This is a genomic window from Flavilitoribacter nigricans DSM 23189 = NBRC 102662 (assembly GCF_002646595.1).
Lineage (GTDB): Bacteria > Bacteroidota > Bacteroidia > Chitinophagales > Saprospiraceae > Flavilitoribacter > Flavilitoribacter nigricans.
This window is the reverse complement of sequence record NZ_PDUD01000021.1, coordinates 324,542-345,050: the sequence shown is the minus strand read 5'-3', so window position 1 is coordinate 345,050 and position 20,509 is coordinate 324,542. Positions and strand designations below refer to the sequence as shown.

Here is a 20,509-nt window from a genome sequence, read left to right as displayed (position 1 = left end):
GCCGGCCACCCGCCAATCGACATGATTTAGGTAAAATACCTGGTATTTGCGTTCTGGATAGCAGATTTCTTTTATCATTTCACCCAGTCAACTCATTCTTATTTAATGCGATTGCCCTAACGGAGGCCACCCAATACACCTACCAAAAGCGGACAATTTCTATCTTTGCCCCGTGAAAAAATTACCTGTCCCATCGGCTCGTTTGGTCGGTCTGCTTACCGTCCTATTGTTGATCCCGGCCCTGTTGATCAACCTGGGCCTGCTGGCCTTTATCGACGATGAGGGGATCCGATCTCTGGTTGCCCTGGAGATGAAACTGTCGGGCAACTACATCACGCCGACCCTGCACGGCATTTACTACTATAACAAACCGCCGCTATACAACTGGCTGCTACTGATCTCTTTTGAGCTCTTCGGTTCTTTTAACGAATGGTCCGCCCGGATCCCGACCGTAGTCTGCCTGCTGGGTTACGGTGCTACGATCTTTTACTTTTTCCGGAAACACTATTCGGACCGGGTAGCTTTCATCAACGCCCTGGTGTTTATTACCTGCGGCCGGGTCTTGTTCTGGGATTCCATGCTGGCACTCATCGACACCGGTTTTTCCTGGGTGATGTTCGGTCTGTTCATGGTCATTTACCACGAATTTGCCAAGGAGCGTTTTCTGCGCTTATTCGGCCTGGCCTATTTTCTGACGGCAGTGGGTTTTCTACTGAAGGGGCTTCCCGCCATTGTTTTCCTGGGGATCAGCCTGCTGGTTTACTTTGTCTACCGCGGGCGTTTCCGCAAGTTATTTTCCTGGCAACACCTGGTAGGCATGCTGATCTTTGGGGTACTGGTTGGCGGTTATTACCTCATCTACCACCAGCATAATTCCCTGGAGCGGGTTTTCACGACTTTGGTGTCCGAATCCAGCAAACGGACCGTGGTGCGTTTCGGTTGGAAGGAAACCATGGTCCATCTCCTCTCTTTTCCATTTGAAATGATCTATCACTTCTTACCCTGGACGGTGCTGGCCATTTATCTGATCCGGAAAGACGTGGTTCAGCTCATCCGCCGGGATAGTTTTATCACCTTCAATGCGCTGCTGTTCCTGGCAAATATTCTGCCGTACTGGAGTTCTCCGGAAGTGTACCCACGCTATCTGCTGATGCTGGCTCCGCTGATCTTTTCGGTTTTCATTTATCTGCACGGTATCCACCGATCGGAAAACAGCTGGCAGTACCGGGCGGTGAACGGGCTTTTTCTATTCATTTGTCCGGTCATTGCCCTCGCGGCGCTGGCCCCGCTGTTCCTGGAGTCTACCGCCGGGCTCTCGTGGTTATACGTACGGACGCTGTTGCCGGCATTCTGTCTGGGACTCTGCGCGTATTACTTTTTTCGGGATAAACCGAAGCGCTTACTCTGGCTGATCCTGTTTCTCGTTATCCTCCGGATCGATTTCGATCAGTTTGTCCTCCCGGACCGCAACCGCAACGATTTCGGGGATGCAGTGCGCCAGTCGGCCATCGATACGGGCCGCCGGTACGCCGATCAGCCTTTTTACATCTACGAACACAGCGAAACCCAGCCGGCGACGTCTTTTTACCTGACCAACGCCCGGCAGGGTATCATTCAGCGATTGTATCCGGATTCCCTGGCCACCGGCACTTACATTTTCGATCCGCGGACCTACGGGGATAGTTTATACCAAAAGGTCGATGAACTCAAGGTCCGGCACGGAGAACTGAAATACTATGATGTCGGGATCCCCCGCTAAGTATCCCCTTCACCCGATAAAATTGGGACTTTACGAATCAATGTAGGAAAGCTTACGTATTACTGATTGGGTTTGCACAGGTCCGTGGCAGTTGCGCAACCTTTCCGAAGGCTGATCGGATCTTATTTTTTATTTCCAAAAAAAGGGTCCCGGACCACACCTTTCCCGGTGTATCTTTGTTCCTGTGTCTGAACCGCCTTCCCGGGGGTTCAATCCCCCCACTGCCACCCCCAGCTAAGCAGTAGAAAATTTTACCTTTGCAACAACACTATACTTAACACCGTGATGCAACCAAAAATATCGGTCGTAGTTACCGTCTATAACGAAGAGGAAAACATCCAGCCGCTGGTAACCGCAATAACCGAGGCCCTGGAAGATATTCCGTACGAGATCGTCTATGTGGATGACGGTTCTACGGATCAAACTGTCAAAGTACTCCGAAGCATTGATCACCCCCATTTACGGGTTGTCGAATTAATGAAAAACTACGGACAGAGCCCGGCGCTCATGGCCGGTATCGACCATGCCAAGGGGGAATACATCGCCACCATGGACGGTGACCTTCAGAACGATCCCTCAGACATTCCGGCCATGCTCAAAATAGCGGAAGAAGGAGGCTGGGATATGGTAGCCGGTGAACGGGTCAACCGCCAGGACGGAATGGTCCTGCGCAAGATCCCCAGTAAGATCGCCAACTACATCATCCGGACCTCCTCCGGCGTTCATCTCAAGGACTACGGCTGTGCCCTTAAGGTATTCAAGGCGAATATTGCCAAAGATCTGGGGCTGTACGGTGAATTGCACCGTTTCATCCCCGTGCTGGCGCATCTGGAAGGGGCCCGGATCACCCAGGTACCGGTGAAACACCACGCCCGCAAGTTCGGCGTTTCCAAATACGGCCTGGGCCGTACCTTCAAGGTAATGAGCGATCTGCTGCTGATGCTGTTCTTCAAGCGCTACATGCAGAAACCCATGCACCTGTTCGGCAACCTGGGCGTGATCCTGTTCGGCGTCGGTCTGCTGATCAATTTCTATCTGCTCATTCTGAAAATACTGGGTAATGATATCTGGGGAAAACCCCTGATGATCCTCGGACTCATGGCGATCATTGCCGGCGTGCAGTTTATTACCATCGGCATCGTGATCGAGATCCAGATGCGTACCTATTTTGAATCCCAGCACAAACGGCCCTACAAAGTCCGGACCCTGAGCTAAAACTACTACGGATCGGATTTTCCACTTCGTATTTTGGTCAGGCGCGTCGGAGCAGCCGGACCAGGCCGAAGTCTATGCCGGTAAGCTTGAGCATTTCTGGCAATTGTTGATAACTGAACATTGAATACTGTTTGCCCTTGATTGGAGCGATCTGCTAATCACTCTTCCACGGTCACTTCCCGCTGCCCGGTATAGTATTCGATAGCGGCGGTTAGCTCCAGATTAGGGTGGGATTCGGCGCGTTGTTGCTTCTTGACGAGGTACAATTGTCCGGGACCGGTGGTGAGTCCCTGTAATTTTTCCGGTGGAATGGTAATCTCAATATCACTGCTGGGGCCTTCCACCACTACCGCTCTGGCCTGCTGAGCTTCGTCCGTAAACATAAAGACCAGGCTTTCTTCCTGACTCATAATGCCGCCGTTGATCACAAAAGTAGCGCCTTCGCTTTTGCTGATCTTTCCCTTGACGAAAAAATCCCGCACCGGCGTCATCTTGATCTCGTACTGCAGGTAGCGACCGTCCGTATTGCGAAAGCGAAACGCCAGACCTTCTTCGTAAGCTTCCTTAAAGGTCTCTGCGTAGCGGATCTGATCTCCCGGCAGGCGCCTGGCCTCCATTTTACGATTCTCAAAACTGACGATCCCGCTTAGTTCCAGCGGGTCCTGTACATCCCAGCTTACGCCTTCCCAAAAGCTGGCCTGCCCGCGCATCTGCTGCTCCGGGGCCAGATAGCGGATAAAGAAGTCGGCAAAGATCTTCGTACGGCCGGGCAATGACTCGGTACTTTCCGTTTCCCGGCAGGCAGGAAGGATGAATAACAGGCATAGGGCGAGATACGGCCAGAAGCCATAAGTATGTTGTTGATAGGTTTGCATAGAATTGATTCAAATTCCACATTATCAATTGCCTGTCGGCCCTGCTTACCTTCCGGAAATATGATTGAGATTTACCGGGCCGGAAGGAGTAGCAGATCAGGAACAGAAGCGGCTAATGACTGACGATTGACAACTATTTTGCGCCACAAACTTGCAAAATATTTCGGTTTATGTAAATTTGTGGAAGCATAAAACACCTCTTCTTCGTTATCAGATAGTGATATTTGCGGCAAAACTGCCGTAGCAACCGTCCTTTCTCACTAGCAATACTGCCCTTAAGGCGAATTAATTGAGATTACTACCAGCATAACTGATTTGTTTCAATTGTCTTTAGATTATTATGTATTAGCTTTGTGTCTATCATCAGACAAGGCCAAATTTTGACTTTTGAAAAGCCTTTATCTTTTTATAACATTGTAGACTGGTTAGAGGTGTTAGAAGCCGTTTAAATGGGATATTTTAGATTTAAACCGCTTCTTCAACCAGCACCCCACGTACCTGAAAACCGATAATCAATCGTTTATGATCCGATCTTTACTCTTGTTCTGCGTCGTGTTCTTTTCCTTTAGCCTGATCAGTAGCGCGCAGACGTCTCTGGCCGGAAAGATCACCGACGAGGAGACCGGCGAAGCCATGCTGTTCACAACGGTAGCCATCTATAAGAGCGGTGTGCTCATTGCCGGTACCGAAACCGATTTTGACGGTAATTACAGTTTTTCCAATATCGATCCCGGCACCTACGATGTAGAAGCCAGTCTGGTGGGCTACCAGACGATACGCACCACAGATGTAAAAGTACTGGCGGGCCGGTCCAATAAACTGGACCTTCAGCTGGGCGAAGGGGTCACCCTCGACATCGGCGTGGAAGTAAAAGCTTACCGCAATCCGCTGATCGAGCAGGACAACACCACTTCGGGTGCCGTCATCACCAGTGACCAGATCAGTAAACTGCCCACCCGGAATATCAACGCACTTGCGGCCACTTCGGCCGGGGTAGCGACCACCGACGAAGGCAGTACGCCTACCGTGCGGGGGTCCCGCTCCAATGCGACCAACTATTACGTGGACGGTATCCGCGTTCTGGGAAGTTTGATCCCGGAATCGGAGATCGAGCAAATGCAGGTGATCACCGGCGGTGTGGAAGCCCAGTACGGTGACGTGACCGGTGGGATCATATCCATCACTTCCAAAGGTCCTTCCAATCAGTTTTCGGGTGGTATCGAAGCGGAAACATCCCGCTTCCTGGATCCCTACAATAACAATCTGGTAGGCTTCAACTTCAGCGGTCCCATTCTCCGGAACGGCGACGGTGCTTCAATTCTCGGGTTCCGGCTTTCCGGCCGGTATACGTACCGGGAAGACGACAACCCTCCGGGCATCGATGTGTACCGGGTATCGGACGAAAGGCTGGCCGAACTGGAAGCCAATCCGGTGATCCAGATCACGGACGACCAGGGACGGACCGGTATCTTTACGAATGCGGACTTCACCAGTGCCGATCAGGTGGAGGCCAGAGAAGCGAATCCCTACGAGGCCAGCAACAGCCTCAACCTGAACGCCAAGATCGACGCACGCCTGAGTAATGCCATTGATATCTCGTTGACCGGCACCTATCTGGATTCCAAGAACCAGTTCACCCCCGGTGGCTGGCGCGTTTACAATAGCCATAATAACCCGTTTTCTTACGGAACGACCTATCGCGGAAATTTCCGTATCCGCCACCGCCTCGGCAATTCCGGCGGCAACAACACGGGTGAGCGCCGGGCTTCTTCTATCCAGAACGCTTCCTATACCCTGCAGGCGAGTTACGAAAAGACCAGCAGCGAGGTATACGACCCCCGGCACGGAAAAAATTATTTTAATTACGGCTATATCGGAAAATTTGATTTCGATTACGTTCCTATTTTCGACGTGGTCGCCGATACCAGTATCAACGGCTTCGTGGGCAATCACGTTGGATACCGGCCGATCCTTCGGAGTTACGAACCCATGGGAGCGAACAACGTGCTGGCCAACTACAATAACGTCCTGCCGTTCACCAGCGGCGATGCCATCAATGGCGCGCTGGGAGATTACGGTCTGATCACCGATAATGTAGCCGCGGTTTTCCTGGATGATTTTTACGCCGTCAACGGCCGGGCCGATGCGCTATACGGTTCTTCCTGGAATTTCCACACCAATGTCGGACAGGTCTATAACCTGATCCAGGAAGGTGGCAGCGATATTTACACTTTCAGCGGCAACGCGAACTTCGACTTCCTGCCGGGCGGTTCGGAAAAAGGCCGTCACAATATCCAATTGGGGGTTTGGTACGAACAGCGGATCAGCCGCAGCTACACGGTAGCACCATTTAACCTCTGGACCATCGCCCGTCAGCAGGCCAATATTCACATTCAGGGTATCGACGTGGAAAATGCGGATTCCATCGGTGTTTTCGACCTGCCGGGTGTGGGACCTACTCCGCTGCTGGAGCTCACCCTTAATCCGGACGCCGAGCAGGTATTCTACCAGCGGCTGCGGGAATCGCTGGGTGGTATTCCTCTGAACCAATACATCAACGTAGATGCCTTGTCTCCGGATCAACTGAGTCTTGATATGTTCTCCGCCAAGGAATTGAACGACCAGGGCGTACTCAGCTATTTCGGTTACGATTACCTGGGCAATCCCTACGACGGTACTTTCGAAGATTTCTTCCGGACCAATCCGGTAACCGGCATTCGCGACTTTTCGGTGGCTCCCAACCGTCCGATCTATTCGGCTGCCTACATTCAGGATAAATTCACGTTTAAAGATATCATCTTCCGGGTCGGCCTGCGGGTAGACCGTTACGATGCGAATACCAAGGTCCCTAAAGACCTGTACTCGCTCTATGAGATCATGGGTGCGGACCAGTTCCACGCTGATTTCGGCGGTGAACGCCCCGGTAATATCGGCGACGATTACAAAGTGTATCTGGCCGCGCAGAACTACGACCGGCCGGTGGTACAGGCTTACCGGGACGGCGACAACTGGTACGAAGCCGACGGTACGCCGCGCAACGGTCCCAACCAGATCGAGGGCATCCGGAGCGGATTGGTGTTCCCAATGTACCAGGACGAGCGGGTCCGTGACAATGAGAACTTCATCAAGAGCCCGGATTTTGATCCGGCGGTATCCTTTGAGGATTACGAGGTGCAGTTTAACTACATGCCGCGTCTGGCATTCTCTTTCCCGATCTCCGCCGATGCGAACTTCTTCGCCCACTACGATATTCTGGTGCAGCGGCCGCCGTCCAATACGCTGGCGACACCGCTCAACTATTTCTATTTCTTCGAAGGCGGTAGTTCCGTTCGGAACAATCCCCGTCTGAGACCGGAGCGCACCATCGATTACGAGGTGGGTTTCCAGCAACGTCTGAGCAATTCCTCCGCACTGAAGATCAGTGCCTATTATAAAGAAATGCGGGATATGATCCAGTCCCGGGTCATCTTTCCCGTTCCCGTCATCGGCGAATACACTACTTACGGCAATATTGACTTCGGTACCGTAAAGGGTTTCTCTTTTGCCTACGACCTGCGCCGCACCGGCAACATCTCTCTGCAGGCCAACTATACTCTGCAGCTGGCGGATGGTACTGGTTCGAACGCCAACTCCCAGCGAAGCCTCAACAACCGCGGGGTGATCCGTACTTTGTTCCCACTGACTTTTGACGAAAGGCACCGACTGAACCTGGTCATGGATTACCGCTACGGCACCGGCGCTTTTTACACCGGCCCCAAGATCGGCGGTCTGGATATTCTGGCTAATGCCGGGATCAACTTCCAGGCTACTGCCGTTTCCGGCCGGCCGTATACCGCCACGCAAACGCCACTGGAACTGACCGGTACGGGCCTGACCGGCGCCATCAACGGTGCCCGCAAGCCCTGGACGTTCCTGGTGAGCGCCCGGATCGACAAACAGTTCAGCCTGGGTAACGGGATGGGCATCAACGTTTACCTGCGGGTCAGCAACCTGCTGGATCGCCGGAACGTGATCAATGTCTATTCGGCAACCGGTTCTCCGACCAATGACGGATTCCTGGATTCTACCCGTGGTGCCAGTCAGAAAGCGAATATTTCCAATTCTCTGCGGGAACTGGATGCGTATCTGGCCTCTTACCAGTGGGCTTTGCTTAACCCCGATTTCTATAGCCTGCCCCGCCGATTCAATCTGGGGGCCATCATGAATTTTTAATTAAAAAGGTTTCAGGTATCGGGAGTCCAGCAGCTGGTAGCCAGGCGGGAAAAGCTGAATACCAGCATCTGCCGGCCCCGATGCGCAAAATATTTATCACATCATGCGGAAATTAAGAATTAGCTTACTACTCCTGCTTGGCGTCCTGGCCTTTACGGAAGTAAAAGCTACCATTAACCCCGAACACAACAAGCGCGTGAAAAAGCCACAGGCGACCGAAGAGCTCTCGCTGCGGGAAGCCTGCGACAACGCAGTGGCCCAGATCGACCAGGAGATCAATAATGTGCGGGCCCGTCTGCTTACCGGTGGCGACAGCTGGTGGGATGGCAATGACGGTCGCTACATTGTGCCCAAAGTACCACCCGGTGTACCGGAAGTATCTTCCATTTTTGCCGGAGCAGTCTGGCTGGGAGGGGTTACGCCCGGCGGTTTTAAAGTAGCGGCACAAACTTTCGGCCGGAGTTCGGGCGATTTCGACTTCTGGCCCGGACCGCTCATTTTTGACGGACCGCAGCGAGGTACTACCGGTCGGGACACCTGCGCCCGCTGGGACCGCTTCTTTGTAGTCAGCGGTGAAAATATCAAGATCCACCTGTCCAACTTCCGGACCGCCCAGATCAACGGCGAGGCTTACGATCCCGACGACATCCCGGATGATGTAAAAGGATGGCCCGCTTCCGGCAACCCCTACTTCTTCGATATGCACGGTTTTGACCTGCCGGACGATGCGGCCCGTGGTCTTGCCGGCTATTGGGATGAGAACCAGGACGGTATTTACGACCCGATCGACGGGGATTTCCCGGTGATCGAGATCCGGGGCTGTGCCGAACCGCAATTCCCGGACGAGATGATCTTCTGGATCTACAATGATGCCGGTAACATTCACGCCGAATCGGACGGTCTGCCCATCCGCATGGAAGTGCAGGTGCAGGCTTTTGCGTATAAAACCAACGACGAGGTCAACAGCATGACCTTTCAGCGTTATAAACTTATCAATCGCGCCATTGAGAGTATTAACGATACTTACTTTGCGATGTGGGTTGATCCCGACCTGGGTTGTTTTTCCGATGATTATGTCGGTTGCGACACCACCCGGAGTCTGGCTTATGTCTACAATACGGATGCCGCCGACGGTACTACCGGTACCACTTGTGAAGGCGGCGTGAATACCTACGGTACGGAGATCCCGCTGCTGGGCGTTGACTATTTCCGCGGCCCGCGCGATGAGAATGATAACGAGCTGGGCATGTCTTCCTTTACCTATTATAACAACTCGGGTAGTGACCCGACTCCACTGCCGGGTACAAGTGATCCGCAGACGGTACAGGAATATTACAATTACCTGTCCGGTAAATGGAAGGACGGCAGCCAGTTCACTTTCGGGGACGACGGTTATCAGGACGGTGCACCGATCCGCTATGCCTTCCCCAGTTACCCGAACAACGCGAACGGCTGGTCCATGTGTAGCGCCGGCCTGCCGGTGGGTGACCGCCGGACCGTACAGGCTTCCGGACCGTTCATTCTGCAACCCGGAGCCGTTAACGAGCTGATCGTCGGCGTAGTTTGGGTACCCAATGCCGTTTATCCCTGCCCGAATATTCGGAAGCTACTCGACGCAGATGATGTGGCGCAGAGTTTATTCGACAACTGTTTCGAACTGACCCGCGGTCCCGATGCTCCTTCCATTGACTGGGTGGAACTCGACCAGGAAGTTATCGCGGTATTCTCCAACGATACCACCGGTATTTCCAACAACCCGTACGAAAGCTATACCGGAAAGGTACTGCGTATCCCGGTAGGTGAAGAGGACAGTCTTTACCGTTTCGAGGGCTATCGCCTGTTCCAGTTGGCCGGTCCGGATGTGTCCCTGGCCGATCGGGATGATCCCGCCAAAGTACGTGAAGTGTATCAGGTCGACCTGCAAAACGGCATCGGCAACGTATTCAACTGGAGCTCTCTGAGTCCGGAAGACGGCCAGACGCCCACAACGACGGAAGTCTACGTACCGGAACTTCAGGTAGAAGCCCAGAACCAGGGCATCCGCCATACTTTCCGCATTACGGAAGACCAGTTTGCCGAAGGGGACCGATCGCTGATCAATCACAAGAAATACTATTTTGTTGCGGTGGCTTACGCCCACAACGAATACGATCCGTTCAATCCCAATACGGGCATCGGACAACGCGAACCCTACCTGGAAGGGGACGGCAACATCGGTGACGGAGAAAACCCATACTATGTGGTGCTCCCGCGTCCGGTGGTCAATAAGAACCTCAACGCCCAGTATGGGGAGGGCCTGATCATCAGCCGTGCCGACGGCGAGGGTAACGGCGGGAATTTCCTGGATATCACCAATGAGACCAGAGACCGCATTGAAGCCGATATCCGCGGCGAAAGCGCTTTCGACGGAATCGTTACCTACCGCGCGGGAGAAGGGCCGGTTGACGTGAAGATCTATAACCCGCTGGAAGTGACCAACGGCGAATTCGAACTGGCCTTTGTCGATCCCAACATGAATAATGACAACCTGGATATGCCGACTACCTGGGTACTGCGCAACCTGACGGATCCCTCGCAACCGGATGTCGTCTCCGAAGGCACAATTGCGCAACTCAACGAACAGATCGTTGCCCGTTACGGATTTTCCATTACGGTAGGCCAGGTGCCCGATGTAGGTACCACTCCCACCGGGACCAACGGAGCTATCGGTTACGAAGAAGAATACCGCAATCAGGTGGATCCCTGGTTTTTCGGTATCCCCGATAATACGCGCCTCGGACTGGCAGAAATCGCCTTCCTCGACAATACGATGTACGACTTTATTCCTACGGGATTGGGTGAAAAGTATAATGAGCTTGATCCCTTCCGCCGGCTGACCCAGATGGGCCCCGGCTACTTTATGCCTTACTACCTGACCGACTGGGAACGTAAAAACGAGCAGGATCCGCCGTATCTGACGCCGGCCTGGACGGAAGGCAGCAATGGTCAGGCTATCGTACGCAACCGGATGGAACTTACCGATCTCAACAACGTAGACATCGTCCTGACGGCTAATAAAGACCTCTGGAGTCGCTGCGTTATCGTGGAGACGGCCAACCGCTATTATCCACGACAAGGTTTCATACCGCAGGGTAACGGAGGCCATATGACCTTACGGGATGCGCCATCGGTAAGTAAAGAGGCCAATCCGGATACCGGACTGCCGACACCCGATCCATCCGCACCGACGGAAATAGGCATGGGATGGTTCCCGGGATACGCGATCGATGTGGAGACCGGTCAGCGACTGAACATTTTCTTCGGTGAGAATTCCACTTATGACGGTAGTCTGATCGCGGAGTTCAATAACGGACGGGACATGATGTTCAACCCGTCAAGCACGATTTTCGATATCCCCCCTGATGCCGATTTTCTGGGCATTTACAATTATGTCACCGGTGGGCAGCACTTCATCTACGTGACCAAGACGCCGTACGACGGCTGTGCCAGTTTCGCTCCGCGTATGCGTCCGGGGCCAAACCCTCTGTCGAAAGTAGGTGTACTCAGCGAGATCACCTGGGCGGGTCTGATCCTGCCCCGGCCGGGACGGGAAATGAAATCTTACGCCGACGGGCTGATCCCGGAAGATGTAACGCTCAAGCTGCGGGTCAACAGTCCGTTTTCCGTAGAGCTCGATCCGACAACAATGGCCGGAGATCAGCGTACCGGTACGGGAGCGAACAACTACCATCCCCTCTACCGCTTCAGCGTTGAAAATGCCGAAGCATCCGAGCTGGATCAGGTGGGAGTCGAGCAGGCACTGGATCAGATCAATGTAGTACCGAACCCTTATTACGGATTTTCCGATTACGAACAGGCTTCTTTCGAGAACATCGTGAAGATCACCAACCTGCCCGCCAAGTGCGTGGTCACGATCTTCTCGCTGGATGGTAAATTCATCCGGCAGTACAATCGCGATGAAGGGCCTTCCGATCCGAAAGGATACGGTATCCGTCAGACGCAGATCACCCCCGACCTCGAATGGGACCTGAAAAACAGTAAGGGTATTCCGATCGCGAGTGGGGTCTATCTGATCCACATCAAAGCGGACGGCATCGGTGAACGCACCGTGAAATGGTTTGGTATCAACCGTAAATTTGATCCGACCGGATTGTAAAAGCATCCCCCCGGGCTTTCTTAGTTCCCAGACTTTCTAAGTTTTAAAAACTTAGAAAGTCTGGGAAAGCTAGAAAGTCTTAAGAAAGCCCGGGATTCAAAAAGAACAATATGTCAAAATCATACATTCTAATCCTTGCCCTGGCTTTTACCTGCTTTCACCAAAGCCTCTTTGCGGGAAACCCCGATCGCCAGGGGGAAGCCGGAGCTTATGAACTCCTCATGGTGCCCTACGCCCGCACGGCCGGTCTGCACGCCATGAATACCGCCAGTATTTACGGAGTAGAAGCCATGCGCCTCAATGTGGCCGGTATGGGCCGGATCAACAAAACGGAAGTAGTGCTGGGCCATTCTCTGTATCTGCAGGGTACCGGTATCAGCATGAACGCGCTGGGGCTTTCGCAAAAAGTGGGTAAGAACGGAGCGTTCGGTTTCAGTTTGATGTCCATCGACTTCGGGGAGATCAAAGTTACGACTACCGATCAGCCGGAGGGGACCGGCGTTACCTATTCTCCGAACTTTTTCAACCTCGGTTTCGGTTATTCCCACATCTTCGAAAATAAGATCTCCGTAGGGGTACTCGTTCGACTGGTATCCGAGTCCATCACCGATGTATCGGCCTTCGGCTTTGCGCTGGACGCCGGTGTACAGTATGTGACCGGTCCGGAAGACAACTTCAAATTCGGGATCTCCCTGCGGAATATCGGTTCCCGGATGACCTTTAGCGGAGAAGGCCTTTCCACCTTTACGGATTCGCCGGGTACCAGCGGACACGATATCACGCTGAGCCAGCGCGCGGCCGGTTTTGACCTGCCTTCCGTGCTGAACATCGGCATGTCCTACGATTTTCGTTTCCTGGATATCAATCGCCTGACGCTGCTCGGGAATTTCACTTCCAACTCCTTTTCCAGTGATCAGCTGGGAGCAGGACTGGAATACTCGCTCAACGACCGTTTTATGGTACGGGCCGGATATAAGCACGATCTGGCAACCACCACGGATCCCAACGAGAAGGCCATCTATACCGGCCTAAGTGCGGGCGCTTCCATCCAGGTGCCTCTGAGCAAGGAAAACCGGGACACCAAATTCGGGATCGACTATGCGTACCGGCACACCCGGCTCTGGAGCGGCACCCATAATATCGGGATCCGCATCAGTATCTAGCAGTCATCTTCGGAGCGGGTCATTTCGAGTGTACAACCCCAACCGAAGTACCAGACATGCAAGCTATAGCCTATATGTAAAGGCAAGAAAATAGCGGCTTCCCCTTGATAAATTTGGGGAATCTCCGTATTTTTACCGTTCGAATAAGGCAGGAACGCTTTCTGTATGGAGGCGTTCCTGCCTTTTATTGGATAATCGGCCGGGTGCATCATCCGGCTTTTTAAGTAATTACGATCCGCTTTCCTTCCACACCCCAGAAGCATTCAATCATTAAAAAGCTGGTGTGAAAAACGCTGTTTCGGGCATGTAACCGGACAGTGAAGGAAGCTTTTATCTAAAAAACAAAGAATTATGGCTGGAATTAATTATTTGAGTCAGGAAGGGTACGACAAGTTGAAAGCCGAACTGGATGAACTCAAAACGACGGGACGTTCTGACGTAGCCAAAGCCATTGCCGAAGCAAGAGAAAAAGGAGACCTTTCCGAAAATGCAGAATACGATGCCGCGAAGGAAGCGCAGGGCCTGCTCGAACTCAAGATCAACGATCTGGAGAAGATCATGGCCAGTGCCCGTATTCTGGACCAAAGCACCATCGACACTTCCAAAGTGACCGTATTCACCAAAGTGACCATCAAGAACGTAAAGACCAAAAAAGATATGACCTATCAGCTCGTTTCCGAATCGGAAGCCGACCTGAAGGCCAAAAAAATATCTGTAGGCTCGCCAATGGGTCAGGCCTTGCTCGGCAAGAAAGTCGGAGAGCTAGCTGAAGTTAAGACGCCGAACGGCGGCAGTATTCCTTTTAAAGTTGTAAACATCACCGTATAACATGGCCAGCATCTTTACCAAGATCGTTCAGGGAGAGATCCCCTGTCATAAAATTGCAGAAACAGCAGATTTTCTGGCATTCCTTGATATCCGTCCTTTAGCAGCGGGTCATACCCTCGTGATCCCGAAGGAAGAGATTGATTATGTATTCGATCTGGAAGATGCCCAATTGTCCGCTTTAATGGTCTTCGCTAAAAAAGTAGCGAAGGCCATTGAAGCCGAAGTCACCTGCAAGCGCATCGGCCTGTCCGTCATCGGCCTGGAGGTACCGCACACCCACGTACACCTCGTACCCATCAATCAGATCTCCGATATGACTTTCGGTCGGGAGCCGGTAAAAATGTCCAATGAAGAGATGGCCGCACTGGCCAGTCGGATTGCCGCGAGGCTTTGATCCGGCGATGAGGTGATCCCCACACTCCCACTCCTTTTCCTTACTTTATAAAGCCTGGATTAGTTGGTAAAGGTAAGCGTCACGCCCGATGGCCGGGCGTAGCCATACTTATTGTCGGCTATGATCACAGCCGCCGTTCCAGACGGGGCACCATATCATTTTTCCAACTGGCAAAATCTCCGGCAATGATGTGCTTACGTGCTTCGCCGACCAGCCAGAGGAAAAAGGCCAGGTTGTGCAGGCTCGCGATCTGGGCGCCCAGCAGTTCGCCGCTGTGGATCAGGTGCCGCAGGTATCCCCTGGTGTAAAAGCGACTGCTCGGACAGCTACTGTCCGGATCTACCGGGCTGAAATCATCTTTCCACTTGGCATTCTTGATGTTGATGATCCCCTCGGCGGTATACAGCATGCCGTGACGGGCATTGCGGGTAGGCAGCACACAATCGAACATGTCGATGCCCAGCGCGATGCACTCCAGCAGGTTCACCGGTGTGCCTACGCCCATCAGGTAACGCGGTTTATCTTTCGGCAGAATGGCACACACCATATCCGTGACGCGGTACATTTCCTCCGCGGGTTCGCCCACCGAAAGTCCCCCGATGGCATTTCCGGCCCGGTCAAAAGAAGCAATGGCTTCCGCCGAGGCCCGGCGCAGGTCGTCGTAAGTACTGCCCTGCACGATCGGGAAGAGCGTTTGCCCGTGACCATAGTGCCCCTCGGTATTATCCACATATTCGCAGCAGCGGGCCAGCCAGCGGTGCGTAAGGTCCATGGAGTCCTTGGCGTACTTATAGTCGCAGGGAAAAGGCGGGCATTCGTCGAAAGCCATAATGATATCCGCACCGATCACCCGCTGGATCTCCATCGAGCGTTCCGGGCTGAAGGTATGTTTGGAACCGTCAATATGCGAACGGAAAGTAACCCCTTCCTCCGTGATCTTCCGGCGATCGCTCAGGGAATAGACCTGGTAGCCGCCACTGTCCGTCAATATCGGTCCCTGCCAGCCGTTGAAACCGTGCAGGCCGCCGGCTTTCGCCATCACCTCCATACCCGGACGCAGGTAGAGGTGATAGGTATTGCCCAGGATGATCTGAGCGCCAATATCGTTTTTGAGTTCATACTGGTGTACCCCTTTGACCGTACCGGCGGTACCTACCGGCATAAAGATGGGCGTTTCGATGGGTCCGTGATCCGTCTGGATCAATCCGGCCCGGGCACTGGATGCAGGGTCTGTATGTTGTAAGTCGAAAGTAAACAATGATCTATCCGGCTAAGTTTCCGAGGCTCCGCTTGCGGGTACTGTCCAATCGCAGCAAGACCGCGATCATAATGGTAAATCCCAGCAGAGAGGATCCTCCTTTACTGATGAAAGGCAAGGGAATACCGATGATGGGCATCAGCCCCATGGTCATCCCGATGTTGATAAAAAAGTGTATGAAGAAAATGCCCGCCACGCAGTACGCATAGCTCCGGGCAAAGGTTGTTCGTTGTCGCTCGGCAATAGTAGTGAGGCGGAATAAAAGCACCAGGTACAGCAGAATAACGCTCACGCTGCCCACGAAGCCCTGCTCCTCCCCTACGGTACAAAAAATAAAATCCGTAGTCTGTTGCGGCACATAGTCCAAACGGGTCATGGTGCCCTTAAAAAGGCCCTTCCCGTCCCATCCGCCGGAGCTGATGGCCAGTTTGGACTGGTCCAGATTATACCGCGCCCCGTGCGGGTCGCATTCATCCGGTGTCAGCCACAGTTTGATCCGGGTTTGCTGGTGCGGTTTCAGGACGTTGTTGATGGTGTAATTGGCCGTGAAGGCCACTCCGATCCCCACCACAACGGCCATCGCCAGCAGGCGGAACAAACGTCCCTGCTTTTCCTTGAACCAGGCGTAAAAGCCCAGACCCGCAAACAGGCCCGCAGCACAGTACAGTGCCCACGGCTGATCCGGCATCTGATATTTCCAGTAGCTCAGTGCTCCCAGAATGAGCAAAAGGCTGCCCAGTATCAGGTTCTTATTTTTTTTGTCTTTCAGGTTGTACCCCAGGATCAATACTCCCAGGCCAAGCCAGACCATACCGATATTCAGGGTTGGAAACACAAACCCGGCGATCAGGTTGGCCGTAAGGAATGCGCCCACCAGATAAAAAGTGGAAGACAGTCCCTCGCGGTAAAAGACCACCAAAAAGGAGAAAAAGACCAGGGCCGAACCGGGGTCCGGCTGGGCAACGATCAGCACGATAGGAATGGCGATCAGGCCGAAGGCAATGAAACGGGACCTCCAGGTCTCCATATTGGTATTAAAACGGCCCAGAAAGGCCGAAACGGCCAGACAGGTGGCAAACTTCGCCACCTCCGAAGGCTGAAAGGTGAACCCTCCGATAGAAAACCAGGAAGTGGCCCCCCTGATATTCGTCCCCAGGAACAGAACGAGGAACAGGCCGATCATGGCCGCCACGTAGATCCCGTAAGCGAAAGTTTCCCAAAATTTCGCGTCGAAGAGCATCGTCAGCCAGAAAAGTGCCATAGCTACGATCATCCACATCGTTTGCTTTCCGGCGACAGTGGCCAGAAAACTTCCTCCGGCATCCACTTCCTCGCCGCCACCACCTACCCGGTACACCAGCAGCCAGCCAATGAGAGCCAGCCCCATGCAGATGCAGAAGGTGATGATATCGAGGTTACGCCAAAACGGATTATGGATCTTATCTTTAAACGACACGGAAGGTAGTCTCTTTAGTAGGCTGCGTTGATCAATTCCTGCGGGCGGATACTATCATCCTTCACCGGATAGGTGCCGGTATAGTCCTGACTCAGGATATATTTAAGCCGTAGCGCTTCCAGTTTGGTGGCAAAGGCCCCGGCGCGCAACTGGTACCAGGGACGATTATGTACCCAATCTACAGGCACGTTCGGATAGCGGTATTGAAAGGCCTGCCGGGCACTTTCCAGTTTCTGACGATCGTTCGTCGCCATGATCTGGATCCGCCAGCCTTCTACGGTCTCTTTGCTTTTGTTGATCTGAACAAAGCGGTCCATCATATCGGTAATGACCGGTTCTTCTTTGAAGACCACACCCTGGGCCTGTGCATCAATAGCAAAAAAGGAACAGGCCAGCAGCAAAATGGGAAGAAACAGCTTGCAACGCATATTTTCGTGTTTTCTATAGTGTAGCGCCTGAGAGGTTTAAGACAGTCTCTGTAATGTGCCACAAAAAACAAAGATACTATAAATCCTTTACAATCAGAACACTCGACGAACTGCCCAGACGATCGGCCCCGGCCGTGATCATGGCCTCGGCCGCTGCCCGGTCGCGGATGCCGCCGGATGCTTTGATCTTTATCTTTTTGTTCATCAGGCTGCGCAACCGGCCGACGATCGCTTCGTTCGCACCGGACCCGTTGAAGCCCGTGGAAGTTTTAACGTAATCCGGACCCAGTTCGTTGCATATCTCGGCCAGCTTATCGATCTCATCGTCCGCCATCAGGCCGGTTTCGAGGATCACTTTGATCACTTTGCCTTTGAGGTGGGTAGCGGCGATCATGCGCTCGATATCGTGGCGGACAAAATTCCAGTCTCCGGATTTTACCGCACAGATGTTGACAACTACGTCCACTTCCCGGGCGCCTTCGTCTATCGCCCGCTTGATCTCTTCCACCTTGGCGGCGGTAGTGGAGTACCCCATGGGAAAACCGATTACGGTAGCTACGTGCACTTTGCTGTCTTTCAGCAACTGAACGGATTTTTTCACAAAGAAAGGCGGTACGCAAACCGAAGCGAAACCGTAGTTCTTCGCTTCGCTGCACAATTGCTCTATCTGAGCCAGGGTCGTGTCCGGCTTTAAAGTCGTGTGATCAAAATATGGCGCAAGATTCGTCATTCAGCTTCTGTGTTTTGGGAAGCAGTTCTTCAGGGATGATTAGAAAATTTGTTTGGCTTTGGCACGTAAACACCTTACAGGAATTGCCGCAATATAGATAAATTTGATACTTGTCGAATTGATTTTAACATTTTTGTAGCTGCCAGGAAGCTGTTAAAATCCAATACTTGCGTTAATAGGAGGCTCTTTTGCAGCCAGATGTCGTTGCCAACCTTCCCAAGTAACGCTGCTACGCTCCGGTTCTGGTGCCCCCTCTCGCCGAAAAACAATGACTGATATCATTCATAAAACTAAATTTTAATCGCTTCCGGGGCTTCCCGGAAACCACCGACTGCGTAACTTGCCATTTCAAAATAGCCTCAATATGTCTAAATCTCGAAGCCCTTTCCGCCGTTTTCTACGCAGGCTGTTCTTCGCCCTGCTGCTGATCCTGGGATTGCTGGCCCTGATCATCTGGATCAATGTCATTCGTTTCTCTTCCCGACAGATCGCAGTGGATCCGATCGAAAAGGTAGCGATCGATGGGGGCGTTTCCGGGCGACTGAGCGCAGCGGTCCAGCTGCCGACGGTTTCCTACCCGGATCATATTGACACCTCCGCTTTTCTGGATCTGGATACCCTCATTCGACGGAGTTTTCCCGGCGTGGACAGCTCGCTCGAACGGATCAGGGTAAATCCCTACAGCCAGGTATTTCGCTGGCCCGGTCAGCAGTCGGACATGGCGCCCATTCTCCTGCTGGCCCACCTGGACGTCGTTCCGGTAGAACCAGAGGCGGAGAAGAACTGGAGCCATCCGCCCTTTGCCGGGCAGATCGCCGATGGCTATATCTGGGGACGGGGTACCCTGGACGATAAGATCAGCGCCTTTGCCATCCTGGAGGCAGTAGAACAATTGTTGCGCGAGCGGTATGCTCCCAACCGGACGATCTATCTCGCCTTCGGTCACGATGAAGAAGTGAGTGGAGAAGCGGGAGCCCGGGCGATCTCCAATTATTTTGCCGAACAAAATATTCGCTTTGAATATGTGCTGGACGAAGGCCAGCTGATCCTGAGAAATGCACTGGCGGGACTGGAGCCACCACTAGCCATGATCGGTATTGCCGAAAAAGGCTATCTCACGCTTGATCTGGAAGTTGAGCTGGAAGAGGGCGGGCATTCCTCTATGCCGCCACCGGCCACGGCCATCGGGGTGCTGGCCCGTGCGATCGACCAGTTGCAACAGCATCCCGTACCCGCCCGGATCGATGGGGCTACCCGGGGATTATTCGAGTTTATCGGACCGGAGATGTCTCCACTCTACAAATCCCTCTTCGCCAACCTCTGGCTCACCGAGCCGCTGCTGATCGATCAGCTTAGTCAGGGCAATGCGTCCAATGCCATCATCCGTACGACTACGGCACCAACTGTCATTAAGGGAGGGGTGCGGGCCAATGTGCTGCCGACCCAGGCGGCCGCCCAGATCAATTTCCGGATCCTGCCCGGAGAGACCGTCGAATCCGTAAGAGACTACGTGGAAAAGATCATTGATGATGAACGGGTAAGGGTGTCTTTTGAGAAGGGTAGCTGGCAGAAAGATCCGTCGGCCATCTCGGGTACGGGTACTTTCGGGTTCGGCGTCATTCAGAAAACCATCCAACAGGTTTTTCCGGAAGTGGTGGTGGCTCCGGCCCTGGTGATCGGCGCTACGGATGCCCGGCATTATCAGCAGGTAAGTGAGCAGATCTACCGTTTTCAGCCATTGGTGCTGGATCAGCCGGACCTCAGTCGGATACACGGGTTGGATGAGCGGGTAAGTGAGGCGGGATACGCGGATGCTATTCGATTCTATCTGCAATTGATCCGGAACAGCTCGCTGTAAAATAAAAGGAGGCAATCATTAAAATGATTGCCTCTTGTATAACCCCAAAAAACCAAATGAAAACTAAAGTTAAATATCTTGTCGGTCGAAACCGTTTCTATCGTTTATAAGCGAATTGAACGCAAATAAATAATTTTTTGATAAAGTGACCTAATTTTTTTCAGGATTTGTGGCCAG

General features: G+C 53.0%; 13 protein-coding genes. 8 read left to right on the top strand and 5 right to left on the bottom strand.

Annotated features, from left to right (window positions below; translation table 11 throughout):
- The first annotated feature begins 172 nt into the window (after positions 1-172).
- Positions 173-1,759 (top strand): ArnT family glycosyltransferase, encoded by a 1,587-nt coding sequence (locus tag CRP01_RS16690; protein WP_143473417.1) that lies wholly within the window; start codon positions 173-175, stop codon positions 1,757-1,759.
- Between the two features lie 285 nt (positions 1,760-2,044).
- Positions 2,045-2,974 (top strand): glycosyltransferase family 2 protein, encoded by a 930-nt coding sequence (locus CRP01_RS16685; RefSeq protein ID WP_099151218.1) that lies wholly within the window; start codon positions 2,045-2,047, stop codon positions 2,972-2,974.
- A gap of 158 nt (positions 2,975-3,132) precedes the next feature.
- Here CRP01_RS16685 and CRP01_RS16680 read toward each other — a convergent pair whose 3' ends face one another.
- The gene (locus CRP01_RS16680) at positions 3,133-3,849 is read right to left on the bottom strand and encodes a hypothetical protein (protein WP_099151203.1); all 717 of its coding nucleotides are present in this window, start codon (positions 3,847-3,849) and stop codon (positions 3,133-3,135) included.
- Between the two features lie 522 nt (positions 3,850-4,371).
- Between CRP01_RS16680 and CRP01_RS16675 the strand changes: the two genes are divergently transcribed.
- The 5 genes from CRP01_RS16675 to CRP01_RS16650 all read left to right on the top strand — a co-directional run bounded on the left by CRP01_RS16675 (position 4,372) and on the right by CRP01_RS16650 (position 14,602).
- A complete protein-coding gene (locus tag CRP01_RS16675; protein WP_099151202.1) occupies positions 4,372-8,061 on the top strand; it encodes a TonB-dependent receptor in 3,690 nt (1,229 codons plus the stop codon).
- A 103-nt stretch (positions 8,062-8,164) separates the two neighbouring features.
- Positions 8,165-12,217, top strand: coding sequence for a hypothetical protein (locus tag CRP01_RS16670; RefSeq protein WP_099151201.1), 4,053 nt, complete (start codon positions 8,165-8,167; stop codon positions 12,215-12,217).
- Positions 12,218-12,327: 110 nt separating this feature from the next.
- On the top strand, positions 12,328-13,380 hold the full coding sequence (locus CRP01_RS16665) for a PorV/PorQ family protein (RefSeq protein ID WP_099151200.1): 1,053 nt from the start codon (positions 12,328-12,330) through the stop codon (positions 13,378-13,380).
- 351 nt (positions 13,381-13,731) lie between these two features.
- Positions 13,732-14,208, top strand: a complete 477-nt coding sequence (gene greA / locus CRP01_RS16655; protein ID WP_099151198.1) for a transcription elongation factor GreA — start codon at positions 13,732-13,734, stop codon at positions 14,206-14,208.
- A 1-nt stretch (position 14,209) separates the two neighbouring features.
- Entirely contained in the window at positions 14,210-14,602 is a 393-nt protein-coding gene (locus CRP01_RS16650; RefSeq protein WP_099151197.1) for an HIT family protein, read from the top strand.
- A gap of 124 nt (positions 14,603-14,726) precedes the next feature.
- Here CRP01_RS16650 and tgt read toward each other — a convergent pair whose 3' ends face one another.
- The 4 genes from tgt to deoC form a co-directional block, all read right to left on the bottom strand.
- Complete coding sequence (gene tgt / locus CRP01_RS16645) at positions 14,727-15,860, bottom strand: tRNA guanosine(34) transglycosylase Tgt (protein ID WP_099151196.1); 1,134 nt, start codon at positions 15,858-15,860, stop codon at positions 14,727-14,729.
- A 4-nt stretch (positions 15,861-15,864) separates the two neighbouring features.
- Positions 15,865-17,316 (bottom strand): rod shape-determining protein RodA, encoded by a 1,452-nt coding sequence (gene rodA / locus CRP01_RS16640; RefSeq protein ID WP_099151195.1) that lies wholly within the window; start codon positions 17,314-17,316, stop codon positions 15,865-15,867.
- Positions 17,317-17,330: 14 nt separating this feature from the next.
- Positions 17,331-17,744 carry an SPOR domain-containing protein gene (locus tag CRP01_RS16635; RefSeq protein ID WP_099151194.1) on the bottom strand — a complete coding sequence of 138 codons (414 nt, stop codon included), beginning with the start codon at positions 17,742-17,744 and terminating at the stop codon, positions 17,331-17,333.
- 76 nt (positions 17,745-17,820) lie between these two features.
- Positions 17,821-18,474, bottom strand: coding sequence for a deoxyribose-phosphate aldolase (gene deoC / locus CRP01_RS16630; RefSeq protein ID WP_099151193.1), 654 nt, complete (start codon positions 18,472-18,474; stop codon positions 17,821-17,823).
- Between the two features lie 364 nt (positions 18,475-18,838).
- Here deoC and CRP01_RS16620 point away from each other — a divergent pair, with 364 nt between their 5' ends.
- Positions 18,839-20,332 (top strand): M20 family peptidase, encoded by a 1,494-nt coding sequence (locus CRP01_RS16620; protein ID WP_099151191.1) that lies wholly within the window; start codon positions 18,839-18,841, stop codon positions 20,330-20,332.
- The last annotated feature ends 177 nt before the right edge of the window (positions 20,333-20,509 follow it).